Genomic DNA, 16109 nt, shown 5'->3' with positions numbered 1-16109 from the left:
AAAAACATGCAGGCCACACGGGCAGAGGCAGAGGCACGTCTAGTAGAATTTACTCCCAAAATGGGCAAGGCCTATGCCAATGGCCGCAATTACGATCTGGGACATGGCGCACATAAATCTGTGTCGCGCCTGTCGCCTTATATCCGCCGCCGCCTGATCCGCGAAGCAGAGGTTGTCAAAACCGCGCTTGGCACACATGGCGCGGTTTCCGCTGAAAAATTCATTCAAGAGGTGATTTGGCGCAGCTATTTCAAGGGCTGGCTTGAGATGCGCCCCGCCATATGGCGCAGTTACGTATCAGGTCTTGAGGCCGATATGGGCGCGCTCGACCAAGATCGCAACTTGTCCCGCGCCTATACCCGCGCCATCGAAGGGCGCACGGGGATAGACTGCTTTGACCATTGGGCGCGCGAATTGGTTGAAACAGGCTATCTGCACAATCACGCGCGGATGTGGTTTGCCTCGATCTGGATATTCACGCTGCGATTGCCATGGCGGCTTGGCGCGGATTTCTTTTATCGTCATCTTATGGATGGGGATGCAGCTTCTAATACCTTGGGCTGGCGATGGGTCGCGGGCCTACATACGCGGGGCAAATTCTACGCGGCGGAGGCGTGGAACATCGCAAAATTCACGCAAAACCGATTTAACCCGCGCGATGTAGATTTGGCCGTGGTGACAGAAGGGCTTGAAGCGACCGAACCTGATGGTCTGCCCCCAACCCTACCGCTGCGCCGCCCCGTTGCGCCACAGGCAGGGGCGAAAACCCTTTTGCTGATCACTGATGAAGACTGCGGGATCACAGGCGCGGATATCGCGGGCCTTGATGTCGTTGCCGTGGTGGGGTTGACCCAATCGCATTTACGCCTTGCAAGCCCAGATGTCGCCGCCTTCGAGGCCGAGGCCATTCGCGATTGTGCAAATCAGCTTGGCCTGACCGCTGAAATGGTCGAGGCGCGCGATCCAAAACTCTTGGCGCAAATGGCCACGCGGCTTGGGGCCGTGCAAATCGCCACTCCCTATATCCCGCAAGGGCCGTTATTCGATTGGATGACCAAGGCGCGCAGGCCCCTTGAGGCCGCAAATATCGCCTTCGCCGAATGGTGCGACCCTTGGGATCAAAGGATATGGCCCCATGCCACGGCGGGTTTCTTCAAGGTAAAACAGAAAATCCCCCAGCTGATTGCCGCATTGGATTGAGAGATAAATTCTTAACTGGCATCGCCCGTGGCGCTGAGGCAACATGCGCGAAATTGTAAGCTGGCGGGAGGATAAAATGACAGCGCAAGGGCAGGATGATAATCAAATTTGGGTCAGTGCCGAGGCAATAACAAATTTCAGCCACGCCATATTGCGCGCTGCGGGCGCAGATGAGGCCACGGCCACCACCACTACAGATGCCATGATGCATGCCAGCCTGCATGGCGTAGACAGCCACGGCTTCCGCCTTTTGCCGCATTATCAGGCGGTGATGCGCGGCGGGCGTGTCAACCCGCACCCCAATCTCAAATTCACCAAAACCCGTGCAGGCACGGGCATGTTGGACGCGGATGATGCGCATGGTGCGCGCGCACTTTATGCTGCAGCGGATCATGCCGCCGATTTAGCCCGTGAGGCGGGCATTGGTGCGGTTGGGGTGATGAACAGCTCGCATTACGGCGCTGCGGGGGCCTATACCATGGCCTTGGCCAAGCGCGGGATGGGTGGGATGGTCTTTGGAAATTCAGACAGTCTTGTGCGCCTGCATGACGGGGCCGAACGGTTTCACGGCACCAATCCGATCTCCATCGCCTTTCCCACCGCAGGCAACCCTTGGCTTCTGGATATGGCGACCAGTTCCGTGCCCTATAACCGCGTGCAACTTTATGCCTCCCTTGGCGTGGCCTTGCCCGAAGATGTCGCATCTGACGCCGCAGGTGTGAACACAACCGACCCTAATAAAGCTGAAATGTTGGCCCCGCTCGGGGGCGAATTCGGGTTTAAGGGGGCCGCATTGGGGGGCGTTGCAGAAATCTTTTCGGCGGTTTTCACGGGCATGAAAATCTCGCCCGATCTCGATGCGATGGTGGGCGGTGACATGACCCGTCCGCGGGGCGTGGGGGGATTTGTGATTGCGATTGACCCTGAGGCCTTTTTGACAGGCCAGATGTTCATTGCGGGCATGGAGCATTACCTGACCAAGCTACGCACCAGCACGCCCCGCACAGGCGCGCGCGTCATGGCGCCTGGGGATCGCGAATGGGATGTGGCAGCCTTACGCGCTCAAAAGGGCATCCCCCTTGACCCTGTTACCCAAGCAAGCTTTGCCGAACTGATCAAGACAACAGGATTGTCGCTGTGACGGGGCGCTTTGATATCGCGGTGGTCGGTCGTGGCCTGATGGGCACAGCCGCCGCGCGGTATCTGGCGCAAATGGGTCATCGCGTGGCCCTAATCGGCCCCTCCGAGCCGCAAAACCGTGCAACCCATGATGGCCCCTTTGGCAGCCACCATGACGCAGGCAGGATCACGCGCGGCCTTGCTGAAAAGGCGGATTGGTCCCGCCTCGCCTTGCGTTCAATGGCGCGATACCGTGAACTTGAGGCGGCATTAGGGCAAAGGTTTTACACCCCATGCGGGGTGATGATGGCAGGGCCAATCGCAGGGCCCGCTGCGGATTTTACGCGCGCCTTTCTGCAGGCTGCTGAGGCCTTGGCCATTCCCCATGAGCGGCTTGATGATGCAGGGCTTGCCGCGCGCTTTCCCTTTATGCGGTTTCCCGTAGGAACAGCCGCCGCATGGGAGGCCGCAGGCGGTTGGATCAACCCCCGCTTATTCCGCGCCGCAGAGGAACGCGCGATGGAACAGGCGGGGGGCATAGTGATTGACGCCGCCGCCGTGGCCCAGGATCAGGGCACAGTCGCCCTTACAACGGGCGAAACAGTGGATGCGGGGCATGTCGTCATCGCCACGGGGGGCTATGCGCGCACTGACAGGCTTTTGCCCGCCCGCCCCGATATGAACGTGATGGCACGCACCGTGCTTTTGGCCGAAATCGCGCCCAATGATGTGGCGCGCTTGGCCGAGATGCCCACGCTGATTTCCATGCCCGAAGATGGGCGCATGGATGAAGACCTGTATCTGCTGCCCCCGATCCAATATCCCGATGGGAAATATTATCTGAAAATCGGGGGCGAACCTGCCTCGCCAAGCCTGACCACTCAGGCTGAGATGACCGCATGGTTCCGCTCTCAGGGCAGCGCAGAGGCCGCTGCGCGTTTGCAAGGCTATTTGACGGCAATTTTACCTGATCTGCCAGTGCAATCCTATCACACCGATACATGCGTCATCAGTTTCACCGCTACAGGATACCCCTATATCGAGCGGCTCGATGATCACCTGACCATTCTGACAGGGGGCAATGGGGCCGCCGCGAAAAGCTGTGATGAAATCGGTCGCCTGGGGGCTTTGGCGGCCACAGGCCAATCCCTCGCCCCTGAGGGGTATGACACCGATTTCAAAACCAAATTTATCTGATTGTAACGAGAGAAAGGTTGCCGCGTCATGAGCCTATCCATCACCCTAAACTGGCAGCGCCAAGAGGCCACGCTGACCCCGCAGAAATACAGCAACGCCCATCAGATCACCTATACTGATGACACTAAGGTGATGGGGGATGCCGCGCCCGATTGGGGCGGGAATGCCGCCTATACCAATCCAGAACAGGCCTTGGCCGCTGCGATGTCGAGTTGCCATATGATGACCTTTCTGGCCCTTGCCGCGAAAGCAGGTTGGCCTGTGGCAAGCTACAGAGACCATGCCGTGGCCCATTTGGGCAAAAGCCCAAAAGGCCGCATAGCCGTGACCCATATTGATCTGCACCCCAAAGTGACATTTGATACGGGCTTTTCGATGGATCAGGAAACGCTTGACGAGATGCAGCACCGCGCCCATCGTTATTGCTTTGTTGCAAATTCCATCGCCGACTATGTTGAGGTGACGATCAGCTAAGCCCCTAATCTGGGAGAGGATGCCATGACCATAGCCAGCCAAACCAATATCCTAGACAGCGCGCTTGATGCGCGGGGGATTTTACGTCTGACCCTAAATGACGAAAAACGCCGCAATGCGCTGTCTGAGGCGATGCTGAATCGCCTTCTTGAGGCGATCCATGCGGCAGGCGATGATCCTGAGGTGCGGGTGGTCATTCTTGCCTCTCGTGGCCCCGCTTTTTGTGCGGGTCATGATCTAAAGGAATTGACCGCCGCCCGCGCTGAGGGCGATGGGGGGCGCGCCTATTTCACCAAAATCATGGCGCTTTGCGCATCCGTAATGCAGGCGATTGTGGCCTGCCCCAAGCCCGTGATTGCCGAGGTGCGGGGCGTGGCCACGGCGGCGGGGTGCCAATTGGTTGCGACCTGTGATTTGGCGGTGGCCGAAGACGGCGCGCGCTTTGGCACACCAGGGGTGCATATTGGGCTATTTTGCTCGACCCCCATGGTCGCTTTGTCGCGCAATGTCAGCAATAAACACGCGATGGAGATGCTGTTGACGGGCGATATGATCGCGGCCCCGCGTGCGGTTGAGATGGGGTTGGTGAACAAGGCCGTCCCTGAGGCAGAACTCAGCGCCACAACCGAGGAGATGGCCGCCAAAATCGCCGGAAAATCCACAATGACCCTCGCCACTGGAAAATCGGCCTTCTATCGCCAAGCTGAAATGGGGCTGTCCGAAGCCTATAATTATGCCGCGCAGGTTATGGTGGATAATATGCTGACCCATGATGCCGAAGAAGGGATAGGGGCCTTTATCGAAAAACGTCATCCACAATGGCAGGACAAATGAACCAGATTTATCACGATGACCCAAGCCTTGTGCGGCGCGCGGCCAATCATCAACCCCTCAGCCCGCTGAGTTTTCTTGAGCGCGCTGCAGGCAGTTACCCGGATCATGTGGCCATTATTCATGGCCCCTTGCGCCGCAGTTACCGCGATTTCTATGCGCGCGCGCGGCAATTGGCGTCTCGCCTGACACAAGACGGGGTGCGCAAGGGCGATAATGTATCGGTGATCCTTGCCAATACACCCGCCATGTTGGAATGCCATTACGGCGTGCCAATGTGCGGCGCTGTTCTGCATTCTATTAACACGCGGCTTGATGCGGCCATCATCGCCTTTCAGATCGACCATGCCGAAAGCAAAATTCTGATCGTAGATGCGGAATTCATTCCACTGGCCCAAGAGGCGCTACAACTGGCGAAATCCAAGCCGGAGTTGGTGCAATATGATGACCCCGAATATGACGGCCCGCGCAGCGATGTAATAGCCGAAGATTACGAAGCCTATCTAGCCAAAGGCGATCCTGACTATCAATGGGCCCTGCCCGATGATGAATGGGATGCGATTGCGCTTAACTACACCTCCGGCACCACGGGCGATCCCAAAGGTGTGGTTTATCACCATCGTGGGGCTTATTTGCTGGCACAGGGGAATGCGCTGATCACTTCGATGCAGAAACACGCGGTCTATCTGTGGACCTTGCCGATGTTTCACTGCAACGGTTGGTGCTTTCCTTGGACAATTTCCGCCATTATCGGCACCCATGTCTGCCTGCGCCAAGTGCGCAGCGCGCCGATTTGGCGCGCCCTGACCGAGGATGGCGTAACCCATCTATGCGGCGCGCCAATTGTGATGTCAGTGATCTTGGATGCGCCCGAGCGAGAGCAACTGCCATCACAGGTGAATTTCTTTACCGCCGCAGCCCCGCCGCCTGAGCGGGTCTTGGCCGATATGCAACAGGCGGGGTTTGATGTGACCCATCTTTACGGCCTGACCGAAACCTATGGCCCCGCCGTGGTCAATGAATGGCATCAGGAATGGTCAGATTTGCCCCTGCCCGAACAAGCGCGGCTTAAATCGCGTCAGGGCGTAAAGTACACGCCGCTGGAACAGTTGGATGTGCTTGATCCCGATACATTGCAGCCCGTCCCGCGCGATGGGGAAACTTTGGGCGAGGTCATGTTCCGCGGCAATGTCGTGATGAAAGGATATTTCCGCAACCCAAGCGCCACCGAAAAAACCTTTGCGGACGGTTGGTTCCATTCGGGCGATTTGGCGGTGATCCACCCAGATGGGTATATTCAGCTGAAAGACCGCTCAAAGGATATCATCATCTCGGGCGGCGAGAATATTTCCTCAATCGAGGTGGAGGAGGTGCTTTATGCACACCCTGCCGTGGCTGTCGTGGCCGTGGTGGCCAAGCCAGACGAGAAATGGGGCGAGACGCCTTGCGCCTTTATCGAATTGAAATCAGGGGAAAGCGCAAGCGCCGATGATCTGCGCGAATGGTGCCGCGACCGCCTTGCCCATTATAAATGCCCGCGTGATTTTATTTTCACGGAGATCCCGCGCACAAGCACGGGTAAAATCCAGAAATTCCAACTGCGCGACATGGCAAAGGCAGGGGCAAGCTAACAGGCTTATCCCCTGCGCCCCCCCGCACGCCGCGCGCGCAAAAGATCCATAAGCTTTAGATCGCGCGCGCGGTGCGCCTTGGGCAGGCTGTCTTGCGGGTGCAGAGCATCCAAATAAGACGTCAGTCCTTGGTCTAAGGCAGCCGACCAATCGCTGATCTTTGTGTCGCCCTCAAACATGGTCTGATACATGCCCGCAAAGCGCGTGACATAATCCGACACGCCCCCCGGTGCATTCAGGTGGATCGTTTCAAACGGCCCCATAAACGACCATCGCATCCCCAAACCATCACAAATGGCGCGGTCAATATCCTCGGGCGCAGCCACATCATTTTGCAGCAGCTTAAACGCCTCAATCAGCAGCGCACCTTGCAATCGGTTAACCACAAACCCGTCAATCTCGCGCTTCAATGTAATGGGAATTTGCCCTGTCTGTGCAATCAAATCGCGCACTTTTTGGGTGACCTCAGATGCGGTAAAAGGGGCAGGCACAATCTCAACGGCGGGCACCAGATGGGGGGGATTGATCGGATGCACGACCAAGCAGCGCGCGCGCCCCGCGACATCAGCCGCATAGGACGAGGCAGGAATGCCCGAGGTTGAACTGCCAATCGGCACATCGGGCGGCAGAATTGCATCCATCTCCACAGTCAGGGCCGCCTTTACATCGCGTTTTTCTGGGCCACTTTCTTGGACATATATCACCCCCTCAAGCGCCGCGGCCAAGCTCGCAGCCACACTGATCTGACTGCGATACTCTTGTGCGGCAATCAGGCCGTGATCGGCCAAATCCTGCAAACGCGCCAAAACCTTTGGCGCCGCGCCATCGGCAACACCCGCGATAGGATCATAAAGCACAACATCATGGCCCGCTGCTACAAACACAGCCCCCCATGCCTGACCAATCAGCCCTGCCCCCACAATCGCAATCTTGCCCATATCTCGCGCCCTCCACAATCATATCTGCCGATATGCTATAGGATCGGTGGGGCGGCATTCCAGATGAAAAAGAAAACTGGCGCACCCGAGAGGATTCGAACCTCTGGCCTCTGCCTTCGGAGGGCAGCGCTCTATCCAGCTGAGCTACGGGTGCCTGAGCCCGCTTTTAGCCGCGCGGGCGCGGTTTCGCAATCATCAATCCATGTGACCTTAGGCGAAAAGATCGTGGCACAGTTCCAAGGCTTCGACCAAGGCATCTACTTCGGCACGGGTGTTATACACTGCAAAGGAGGCGCGGCAGGTGGCCGTCACCCCCATATGGTCCATCAAAGGCTGGGCACAATGATGGCCTGCGCGCACGGCCACACCTTTTTTATCAAGCACAGTGGAAATATCGTGGGCATGCGCAGCCCCATCTATGGTGAAGGAAAAGATCGCGCCTTTATGCGCAGAATTCCCCTGAACATTCAGCCAATTCAGCCCCGCAAGGCGGGTGCGCGCATATTGGGTCAGATCGGCCTCATGGGCGGCAATCGCCTCCATACCCACGGCGCTCATGTAATCAAGGGCAACGCCAAGACCGATTTGCTGCACGATGCCCGGTGTCCCCGCCTCGAATTTCATTGGGGGGGCATTCCATGTGATCTCATCACGATGCACTTCGCGGATCATGTCCCCCCCGCCCAAGAAGGGCTGCATCTCAGCCATGCGCGCCGATTTGATATAGATCGCACCTGATCCTGACGGGCCATAGAGTTTGTGCCCTGTAATTGCATAAAAATCCGCGCCAAGCGCATCAAGGTTCAGTGGCATATGCACAGCCGCCTGCGACCCATCCACCAACACGGGGATATCGCGGGCATGGGCGGCATCAATCACAGTTTTGACGTCAAATACTGTGCCAAGCACATTTGACATATGCGACATCGCAATCAGCCGCGTGCGCGGGGTGATCGCATCAATCATCGCTTGCGGATCCAAATCCCCGCTCACATCTGTCTCGACCCAGACCAATTTCACGCCAAGACGTTCGCGCAGAAAATGCCACGGCACGATATTGGCGTGATGTTCGGCAATGGTCAGGATGATCTCATCCCCCGCTTGCAGGCGCGGCGCGGCCCAACCATAGGAAACAAGATTGATCCCTTCGGTGGCCCCTGAGGTAAAGACAATCTCGCGCTCGTCCCCCACGCCTAGGAAGCGCGCAATCTTGCCGCGCACCCCCTCATAGGCCTCGGTCGCCACCATAGAGAGATGATGCAGCCCACGATGCACATTGGCATATTCCGCCTCATAGGCATGGGTCATCGCATCAATCACCGCGCGCGGCTTTTGCGCACTCGCCCCATTGTCGAGATAGACCAATGGCTTTCCGTTCACCTCACGGGAGAGGATCGGGAAATCAGCGCGGATTTTATCAACATCAAACATGGAAACCCTTTACGGCATCATTGGGACAAAGCCGAAACTTGTCACGACTAGCGAAAGAAGAAAGGCAAAGGCGATGAGAAACATGATAATCGCCCAAAAGGTTTTCCAAACGGACGAAAACCCATGCAAAACAGTGACAAACTGCGCCATGAGCCAAAAGAATAGTGGGATAGAGGCAAGACTAACAATATCGGCAAGAACCGACAAACCGATGGCAATGGCCGCGATTTGAAAGGCCTGCACGACCAGAAACACGGCCTGCAACCAGACCATCAATGCAAGCGCGCCGTCAAAATCGCCCTTGCCCCCAAAGCGCGCGCCAATCACCGCAATGCCAAGGGACACCAAAACAAGGAAAACCGCCTGAACAATGCCCATCACGACAGGCATCGGCACGCCTGCGCCCGCCTCTGGCATCGGCACCATCAACAACACCGCACTTGCCAACAGGGTTGATAGGGTAATGACCAAGGCCAAGCCCAACCACAAAACATTGCGCGGCAGATTAAGGGCAAGAACCGCCTGCGCCGCCTCTTGCGGGGCACGGATCGAGTCGCGCGTGTGACGCCACAGACCCGATAGGGTGAGAATCTCTGACAGGTTCACGCGCCTAAACCCCTTCTGTTACGGCCTCTGGTGCGCGTTCTGCCTCAATTAGGCACGCCAGCCAAATCACCAAAAAGCCAAGCAATGTCACCAAACCCGTGGTATCGGATGCAGGCCCCTGTCCAATGAACCCTGCCACAAGCCCGTTCAACAAAAATAGCGGTGCCGTCACCAAAAGCGACCAAAACAGCGCCAGCCGCGCAGAATAAAACGTACCGCGCCCGCGAAACAATTTCGCCACCAGATGCGAAATCCCTGCAAAGACATAGAGCATCAAAGGCATCACCATCATCATTGCGAAAAATGTAATGGCAAGGCGCGCCTGCAGTGGCACCGATGGATCCAAAAACGCCTCACGGCTGAGTTTGGGCCATTGCCCCACAAACATTAGGAAACACGCGATCATGACAAAGGCAATCGCCCGATCCTCGCGGCGGCCATGGTTCAGCATAGACCGCAGCACCTGTCGCGGGCGACGCCAAGAGGCGACAATATCGCGGCTGACTGACATTGCAGACCCTACCCTTTAGCCGCGCCGCCGTGCCAACCACAGCTCCAGCTGGGCCAGTATATCTGCGCGCAGCGTCTCATCTTCGATCTCATCAATCGCCTCGGCCAAAAAGGCCAGAACCAAAAGATCGGTGGCTGTTGAGTGGTCCACCCCGCGAGAGCGCAGATAGAACAACGCCTCTTCATCAATCGCGCCAGTGGTCGAGCCGTGGCTGCATTTCACATCATCGGCGTAAATCTCAAGCTCAGGCTTGGCCAAGAACGTGCTGTCATCATCCAAAAGCAGGGCTTGGCTGATTTGATAGCCATCGGTCTTTTGCGCACCGGGCGTCACAAGGATTTTCCCCTGAAACACGCCAGAGGCCCCGTTGCGCAACACCTTTTTGAACACCTGACGGCTTTCGCAATCCTCACCCCGATGGGTCACAAAGACCGTGTCGTCATGATGGAACTCGGCCCGCTTGCCATCGCCAAGTGCCGCACCCGCCACATGGGCAACTGCATTATCCCCAACGATATCAATCACATGCTCGTTGCGGGTCAGAACGCCGTTGCAGGTGAGGGTAAAGCTTTTGTAATGCGCCGCCTCGGCCACGCGCACAAAGCTATGGGTCACGGCGCGGCGGGCGTGATCGCGCCCCTGTGCGCGGATGTGATGAAAGCGTGCGGTTGGGGCCAGATCAACCTCAGTACATTTATTGAACCGCGCCGCCGCAGGGCCCTGTTCAAGCAAGGTCATCTCTGCGCCTTCCTCAACGCGGATCACATGGTGCAGCAAGGCATCGGAGGTTTCAGACTGATGCAGATAGATGAGGCTGACGGGCTTGGACACCCGCCCCGTGGCACGGATCACAATGCCATCCGTGGCAAAGGCCGTGTTCAGCGCGGCCAAGGGGCGTGCAACGGGGTCTTGGCCATGGGTTTCGAGATGACCATAAAGCTCCATCGCCCAGTGGATGTCGGTTTTCAAAACATCCGTCAGGCGCGAGATTTCCAGCCCCTCTAGGCTGAGATCATCTGATTGAGCCGCATCAAAAACACCATCCACAAAGACAATCTTGAGGCGGTCAATGTCTTCAAAGACGCGGCGATCTTGGCCCGGATCAAACAGCGCCGCTGCCGGCGCATCGGCCACGGTCAACTCGGCGGGGTTTGTGTATTTCCAATATTCATCCCGCGCGGTCGGCAAACCCATGGCGCGCAGCCGTGTGAGGGCTGTGTGGCGCGCCTCATTGGCCCAATTGGCCCCGTGCGGCAACTCAAGCGCCGCAATCCGCGCCTCGGTCAAGTCAATGCGTGCCTGCGCCAAGGCCATCACGCAACCTCCGCCAACAGATCCGCGTAGCCGTTTTTCTCAACTTCCAAGGCCAATTCTGGCCCGCCCGTTTTGATGATACGGCCATCCGACATGATATGCACAACATCAGGTTTGATATGGTCAAGCAGGCGTTGATAGTGAGTGATCACAAGGAACCCGCGCCCCGCATCCCGCAGCGCGTTTACGCCATCCGAGACCAGTTTCATCGCATCCACATCAAGGCCACTATCGGTTTCGTCCAAGATGCACATCTTGGGCTCTAGCATCGCCATTTGCAGGATTTCATTGCGCTTCTTCTCACCGCCCGAGAAGCCCACATTGACGGGACGCTTGAGCATTTCTGTGTCAATCTTGAGGGTCTTGGCCTTTTCGCGCACCAGTTTCAGAAACTCTGCCGCGCTCACCTCATCCTCGCCGCGCAGTTTACGCTGCGCATTCAGTGCTGTGCGCAGGAAGGTCATATTGCCAACACCGGGGATCTCAACGGGATATTGGAATGCTAAGAACAGGCCTGCGGCGGCGCGCTCTTCGGGTTCCATCTCAAGGATGTCTTCGCCCAGCAAAGTGGCAGAACCATCCGTGACGCTATACCCATCGCGCCCCGACAGCACATAGGACAAGGTCGATTTGCCCGAGCCATTTGGCCCCATGATCGCATGAACCTTGCCCGCCTCTACGGTCAGATCGACACCTTTGAGGATTTGCTTTCCTTCTTCCTCAAGTTCGACATGTAAGTTCTTGATCTCAAGCATTATCTTCTCCTTCAAGGGCGCAGGCCCTTTCCCTTATTCCACCGTGACAGCCGTGCCTGAGGCACTGACCATCAGCATATTATTGATAACTTCGTAATCCAGATCGACACCGACCACCGCATTTGCGCCCTGCTCGCGCGCGCGATCTTGCATTTCGGCCAGCGCGGTTTCGCGCGCACGGGCCAATTCGCCCTCATAGGCCCCTGAGCGCCCGCCGATAATATCGGTGATGCTTGCGAAAATATCGCGAAACACATTTGCGCCCAAAATCGCCTCACCCACCACGATACCGCGATAGTCCGTGATTTTTCGACCTTCGATAGATTGTGTTGTTGTAACGATCATCCGCCTCACCCCATAACGCCGCGCAGCACGGCCATTGCAACCCAAGCCGCCATGCCCACCAGAACCGAGGTCAAAAAGACCGATCCGCGCACCAATCCACCGCGCTTGCCTTGGCGCGCCCGCACGGACAGGCCGATCAGCGCCCCAAGAAAGGTGCCAACACCGATCCCCGCGGTTTGATGCAACAGCTCTGGCAACATGGGCTTATTTCCGCATGATCATTTTTGCCGACACATGGCTGATAATGGTGGCCGCCACGGCGGCGAAGGCCGCCAGACCTGGCCCACCTGGATGCCAGATGGAATAGGTCAAGGCCATCATCACAACCACACCAATGGCAACCAACAGCGCATAACGCGGGCGTGGTTCCCCTGCTGAGAGCCAATATTTCCAGTTCATCAGCCGACACTCCCCTCAAGACTGATTGCAACCAATTGCTGCGCTTCCATGGCAAATTCCATCGGCAGCGCCTGTAACACCTCGCGGCAGAAGCCGTTGACCACCAAGGCCACCGCTTCTTCCTCATCCATCCCGCGGGAGCGGCAATAGAACAGCTGATCATCATCCACTTTCGAAGTGGTGGCCTCATGCTCAACCCGCGAGGAGTTATTCTTGACCTCAATATAGGGCACAGTATGCGCACCGCATTTATCGCCAATCAGCAAACTGTCGCATTGGGTGTAATTGCGGCTATTTTTCGCCTTTGGATGCATCGAGACCTGACCGCGATAGGTATTTTGCGCGCGCCCTGCGCTGATACCTTTGGAGACAATTCGCGATTTGGTGTTCTTGCCCAAATGGATCATCTTGGTGCCTGTATCGGCCTGCTGCGCATTATTGGCGATGGCGATGGAGTAGAATTCCCCCTGACTGTCATCACCGCGCAGGATGCAGGACGGGTATTTCCATGTAATGGCCGACCCAGTTTCCACTTGGGTCCACATCACCTTAGAGCGATCCCCACGACAATCGGCGCGTTTGGTCACGAAATTGTAGATCCCACCCTTGCCGTTTTCATCGCCCGGATACCAGTTTTGCACTGTGGAATATTTGATCTCAGCATCATCATGGGCGACCAATTCCACAACTGCGGCGTGCAATTGGTGGGTGTCGCGCATTGGCGCGGTGCAGCCCTCAAGGTAGGACACATAGGCGTCTTTATCCGCAATGATCAACGTGCGCTCAAATTGGCCCGTATTTTCCGCATTGATGCGGAAATAGGTGGACAATTCCATAGGGCAGCGCACGCCTGGCGGCACATAAACGAAGGAGCCATCCGAAAACACAGCAGAGTTCAAAGTGGCAAAGAAATTATCCGAAATAGGCACGACCGAGCCGAGATATTTCTTCACCAGATCTGGGTGCTTTTGGATCGCCTCGGAGATGGAGCAGAAGATGACCCCTGCCTTTTCCAATTCATCCTTGAATGTCGTGCCGACCGAGACACTGTCAAACACCGCATCAACCGCCACTTTGCGCGGTGCGGCCTCGGCATCTGCGCCCTCAACCCCTGCGAGCAACATCTGCTCCTTCAGGGGGATGCCCAGTTTCTCATAAGTCGCCAAAAGCTTTGGGTCGACCTCGTCCAAACTTTTGGGCTTTTCGGTCATGCTTTTGGGTTTGGCGTAGTAATATTGGTCTTGGTAATCAATCGCCGTGTAATTCAGCATCGCCCAATCAGGTTCAGCCATCTGCTTCCAGCGTTTGAACGCCTGCAGACGCCAATCAAGCATCCATTTGGGCTCGTTATTTTTCTCCGAGATGAGGCGCACAATGTCCTCGTTCAGGCCCTTTGGGGCGAACTCCATCTCAATGTCGGTTTCCCAACCGTATTTATACGCGCCACCCATTGCCTTGACGGTTTCAACGGTTTCGCGATCGACACCTTCGCGGATATCGCTGTCGAGTGCGGTCATGGGATCAACTCCTGTTTCTTCCTGATGGGTGCGTATAGACCACCCACCCCCTCGTGCATCTATTCGATCGCAAGGGGTGCGGCGCGGTGGCCCTGCCGCATCTTATAATGATGCGGCCCCCTAGCGGTTTAACCCTGCCCGCGCCTTGCGCCTGTCATAGGCATCGGCCCAAGCTTCCGCGAAGGCCATTACATCGGCCTCCTGCGTTTGTGGCCCAAGAGAGACACGGATCGCGCATCTTGCCATCTCTGGCGTCAGCCCCATCGCCTGCAAAACGGCGCTGGATTTGACCTTGCCACTGGAACACGCAGAGCCTGCGGAAATCGCGAATCCTGCCAGATCCATTGCCATCACTTGGCTTTCCCCTTTCCACCCCTCCGTGACCATCAGGCTGGTATTGGGAAGCCGCGCGACATCTTTCCCGACAAAAATAGTATCTTTGGCGCGATGTTCCAGTGTCTTTTCTAGAATATTTCTAAGTTTTTCCAGCTTTTTCGACAGGCCATTTTCAATATCTTGTATGGCGGCCTGCGCAGCACCACCAAATCCTGCAATGCCAATTAAATTCTCGGTTCCAGATCGGCGCCCCATTTCTTGACCTCCGCCACGAATTTGCGCCGCCACATCAAGGCCACGCCGCAAGATCAGCGCGCCGATTCCCTTTGGCCCACCAATTTTATGCGCTGAGATAAACGCCATATCGACCCCCGACCAATCAAAGGCAAGCGGCAGCTTGCCAAAGCCTTGCGTCCAATCAGATACGGCCAAACCTTCGGGCAGGGATTGGATGATCCCCGTTTCGGAATTCGCAAGTTGCAGGGTCGCGTCTGCGGGATCTGTTACATGTACCTGACCTTGCGCATCGACCTCTAACTCCTCACGGATCCACGCGCGCACAGCGTCATGTTCAATCGCGGCTCCTTTAAGATTGCGCCCAGAAAGGGCCAATGCGGCGCCCTCGGTCGCACCAGACACGAACACGATATCGGCGGCCTCTGCGCCGATGGCACTGGCAATTTGACTGCGCGCACGTTCCATCAAAGCCTTGGCCGCACGCCCCTCTTGATGAACGGAGGACGGGTTACCCACCACATCCATTGCAGCGATCATCGCCGCGCGCGCCTCGGGCCGAAGCGGCATTGTGGCGTTGTGATCCAGATAGACGCGCGCCATCAGGCCCCATCCACCACTGTAAAGAGGGTCGGAACCGCAGGGCATGGCGTCAGATCATTGCGGATCACATCCGAAAGCCGTGTTTGATGCAGATAGACATAGACATGGGCGCTGAGGCTTTCCCACAGACGATTGGTCATGCTCTGCGCGCGACTGCCCGACATGCCGCCAGAGGCGCCCGCCCCTTTATGCAGCGCTGACACCGTTTCCTCGACCGCCGAGAAAATATCGACCACGCGAATTTCTGCGGGCGCTTTGGCCAGTTTATACCCCCCGCCGGGCCCGCGCACAGACACCACCAAACCCTCGCGGCGCAATTTTACAAACAGCTGCTCAAGATAGGGCAAAGAAATATCCTGCCGCTTGGCAATATCCGCAAGAGAGGTCAACGCGCCCTCCTCTTGCAAGGCAAGATCGGCCATAGCCACCATCGCGTATCGGCCTTTTGTACTGAGCTTCATCTTGCCCCCCGAATTGTGCCATTTTGGCGGCCATGTTTCACAGAAACTTTGCCGCGCGCCCTTATTCAGACCAAGCCCGTGATTGACCTTTTGATCCGTCACGCTTAACTGCAATACGTGGTGCAAACCGCAGGCACACACGCGCGCCCCGCGTTTAGGGGCAAAACCGCAGCATCGCGGTGATACAGGTTCTAGGTAGGGCGATTG

The 16109-nt window shown here is 57.0% G+C and carries 18 protein-coding genes and 1 tRNA gene; 6 read left to right on the top strand and 13 right to left on the bottom strand.

Going from position 1 to position 16109, the window contains the following annotated elements; genetic code table 11:
* Positions 1-6 precede the first annotated feature (6 nt).
* From AAC622_RS04300 to AAC622_RS04275, 6 genes are all read left to right on the top strand, one after another.
* A complete protein-coding gene (locus AAC622_RS04300; protein ID WP_340260489.1) occupies positions 7-1200 on the top strand; it encodes an FAD-binding domain-containing protein in 1194 nt (397 codons plus the stop codon).
* 76 nt (positions 1201-1276) lie between these two features.
* Positions 1277-2341, top strand: coding sequence for an Ldh family oxidoreductase (locus AAC622_RS04295; RefSeq protein WP_340260488.1), 1065 nt, complete (start codon positions 1277-1279; stop codon positions 2339-2341).
* On the top strand, positions 2338-3516 hold the full coding sequence (locus AAC622_RS04290) for an NAD(P)/FAD-dependent oxidoreductase (protein WP_340260487.1): 1179 nt from the start codon (positions 2338-2340) through the stop codon (positions 3514-3516). The genes AAC622_RS04295 and AAC622_RS04290 overlap by 4 nt, the downstream gene beginning before the upstream one ends.
* 27 nt (positions 3517-3543) lie before the next feature.
* A complete protein-coding gene (locus AAC622_RS04285; RefSeq protein WP_340260486.1) occupies positions 3544-3990 on the top strand; it encodes an OsmC family protein in 447 nt (148 codons plus the stop codon).
* A gap of 24 nt (positions 3991-4014) precedes the next feature.
* Complete coding sequence (locus AAC622_RS04280) at positions 4015-4824, top strand: enoyl-CoA hydratase (protein WP_340260484.1); 810 nt, start codon at positions 4015-4017, stop codon at positions 4822-4824.
* Entirely contained in the window at positions 4821-6452 is a 1632-nt protein-coding gene (locus AAC622_RS04275) for an acyl-CoA synthetase (RefSeq protein ID WP_340260482.1), read from the top strand. Before AAC622_RS04280 ends, AAC622_RS04275 begins: the two co-directional genes overlap by 4 nt.
* A 5-nt stretch (positions 6453-6457) precedes the next feature.
* On the opposite strand, the gene AAC622_RS04270 is transcribed toward AAC622_RS04275, so the two are convergent.
* The 13 genes from AAC622_RS04270 to AAC622_RS04210 form a co-directional block, all read right to left on the bottom strand.
* Entirely contained in the window at positions 6458-7390 is a 933-nt protein-coding gene (locus AAC622_RS04270) for a 3-hydroxyacyl-CoA dehydrogenase (protein WP_340260480.1), read from the bottom strand.
* Between the two features lie 77 nt (positions 7391-7467).
* Positions 7468-7544: transfer RNA gene (locus AAC622_RS04265), tRNA-Arg, on the bottom strand.
* Positions 7545-7600: 56 nt separating this feature from the next.
* On the bottom strand, positions 7601-8821 hold the full coding sequence (locus AAC622_RS04260) for a cysteine desulfurase (RefSeq protein WP_340260478.1): 1221 nt from the start codon (positions 8819-8821) through the stop codon (positions 7601-7603).
* 9 nt (positions 8822-8830) lie between these two features.
* Positions 8831-9427: a YIP1 family protein gene (locus AAC622_RS04255; protein WP_340260477.1), complete on the bottom strand. Its 597-nt coding sequence runs from the start codon at positions 9425-9427 to the stop codon at positions 8831-8833.
* Between the two features lie 4 nt (positions 9428-9431).
* Entirely contained in the window at positions 9432-9938 is a 507-nt protein-coding gene (locus AAC622_RS04250) for a YIP1 family protein (protein WP_340260476.1), read from the bottom strand.
* Positions 9939-9953: 15 nt separating this feature from the next.
* Positions 9954-11252 carry a Fe-S cluster assembly protein SufD gene (sufD, locus tag AAC622_RS04245; protein ID WP_340260475.1) on the bottom strand — a complete coding sequence of 433 codons (1299 nt, stop codon included), beginning with the start codon at positions 11250-11252 and terminating at the stop codon, positions 9954-9956.
* Positions 11252-12007, bottom strand: coding sequence for a Fe-S cluster assembly ATPase SufC (sufC, locus tag AAC622_RS04240; protein ID WP_340260474.1), 756 nt, complete (start codon positions 12005-12007; stop codon positions 11252-11254). The genes sufD and sufC overlap by 1 nt, the downstream gene beginning before the upstream one ends.
* 33 nt (positions 12008-12040) lie before the next feature.
* Positions 12041-12352 carry a heavy metal-binding domain-containing protein gene (locus AAC622_RS04235; RefSeq protein WP_340260473.1) on the bottom strand — a complete coding sequence of 104 codons (312 nt, stop codon included), beginning with the start codon at positions 12350-12352 and terminating at the stop codon, positions 12041-12043.
* A gap of 5 nt (positions 12353-12357) precedes the next feature.
* The gene (locus tag AAC622_RS04230) at positions 12358-12552 is read right to left on the bottom strand and encodes a hypothetical protein (protein ID WP_340242567.1); all 195 of its coding nucleotides are present in this window, start codon (positions 12550-12552) and stop codon (positions 12358-12360) included.
* Between the two features lie 4 nt (positions 12553-12556).
* Positions 12557-12751 (bottom strand): hypothetical protein, encoded by a 195-nt coding sequence (locus AAC622_RS04225; RefSeq protein ID WP_340256135.1) that lies wholly within the window; start codon positions 12749-12751, stop codon positions 12557-12559.
* Positions 12751-14268, bottom strand: coding sequence for a Fe-S cluster assembly protein SufB (sufB, locus tag AAC622_RS04220; RefSeq protein ID WP_317654924.1), 1518 nt, complete (start codon positions 14266-14268; stop codon positions 12751-12753). Before sufB ends, AAC622_RS04225 begins: the two co-directional genes overlap by 1 nt.
* 120 nt (positions 14269-14388) lie before the next feature.
* Positions 14389-15441 (bottom strand): cysteine desulfurase family protein, encoded by a 1053-nt coding sequence (locus AAC622_RS04215; protein ID WP_340260472.1) that lies wholly within the window; start codon positions 15439-15441, stop codon positions 14389-14391.
* A complete protein-coding gene (locus AAC622_RS04210; RefSeq protein ID WP_340256538.1) occupies positions 15441-15902 on the bottom strand; it encodes an Rrf2 family transcriptional regulator in 462 nt (153 codons plus the stop codon). The genes AAC622_RS04215 and AAC622_RS04210 overlap by 1 nt, the downstream gene beginning before the upstream one ends.
* Positions 15903-16109: the final 207 nt, after the last annotated feature.

It is taken from the genome of Roseobacter sp. HKCCA0882, assembly GCF_037805225.1.
In the GTDB taxonomy this organism is placed as follows: domain Bacteria; phylum Pseudomonadota; class Alphaproteobacteria; order Rhodobacterales; family Rhodobacteraceae; genus M30B80.
Note: the sequence above shows the minus strand (reverse complement) of the source record. Positions and strands in the feature narration are given on the sequence as shown.

Coding starts and splice junctions, on each gene's coding strand:
- AAC622_RS04295 (WP_340260488.1), top strand. CDS start 1,277: ATGACAGCGCAAGGGCAGGATGATAATCAAATTTGGGTCAGTGCCGAG.
- AAC622_RS04225 (WP_340256135.1), bottom strand. CDS start 12,751: ATGAACTGGAAATATTGGCTCTCAGCAGGGGAACCACGCCCGCGTTAT.
- AAC622_RS04210 (WP_340256538.1), bottom strand. CDS start 15,902: ATGAAGCTCAGTACAAAAGGCCGATACGCGATGGTGGCTATGGCCGAT.
- AAC622_RS04215 (WP_340260472.1), bottom strand. CDS start 15,441: ATGGCGCGCGTCTATCTGGATCACAACGCCACAATGCCGCTTCGGCCC.
- sufB (WP_317654924.1), bottom strand. CDS start 14,268: ATGACCGCACTCGACAGCGATATCCGCGAAGGTGTCGATCGCGAAACC.
- AAC622_RS04275 (WP_340260482.1), top strand. CDS start 4,821: ATGAACCAGATTTATCACGATGACCCAAGCCTTGTGCGGCGCGCGGCC.
- sufC (WP_340260474.1), bottom strand. CDS start 12,007: ATGCTTGAGATCAAGAACTTACATGTCGAACTTGAGGAAGAAGGAAAG.
- AAC622_RS04260 (WP_340260478.1), bottom strand. CDS start 8,821: ATGTTTGATGTTGATAAAATCCGCGCTGATTTCCCGATCCTCTCCCGT.
- AAC622_RS04235 (WP_340260473.1), bottom strand. CDS start 12,352: ATGATCGTTACAACAACACAATCTATCGAAGGTCGAAAAATCACGGAC.
- AAC622_RS04300 (WP_340260489.1), top strand. CDS start 7: ATGCAGGCCACACGGGCAGAGGCAGAGGCACGTCTAGTAGAATTTACT.
- AAC622_RS04230 (WP_340242567.1), bottom strand. CDS start 12,552: ATGTTGCCAGAGCTGTTGCATCAAACCGCGGGGATCGGTGTTGGCACC.
- AAC622_RS04280 (WP_340260484.1), top strand. CDS start 4,015: ATGACCATAGCCAGCCAAACCAATATCCTAGACAGCGCGCTTGATGCG.
- sufD (WP_340260475.1), bottom strand. CDS start 11,252: ATGGCCTTGGCGCAGGCACGCATTGACTTGACCGAGGCGCGGATTGCG.
- AAC622_RS04285 (WP_340260486.1), top strand. CDS start 3,544: ATGAGCCTATCCATCACCCTAAACTGGCAGCGCCAAGAGGCCACGCTG.
- AAC622_RS04270 (WP_340260480.1), bottom strand. CDS start 7,390: ATGGGCAAGATTGCGATTGTGGGGGCAGGGCTGATTGGTCAGGCATGG.
- AAC622_RS04250 (WP_340260476.1), bottom strand. CDS start 9,938: ATGTCAGTCAGCCGCGATATTGTCGCCTCTTGGCGTCGCCCGCGACAG.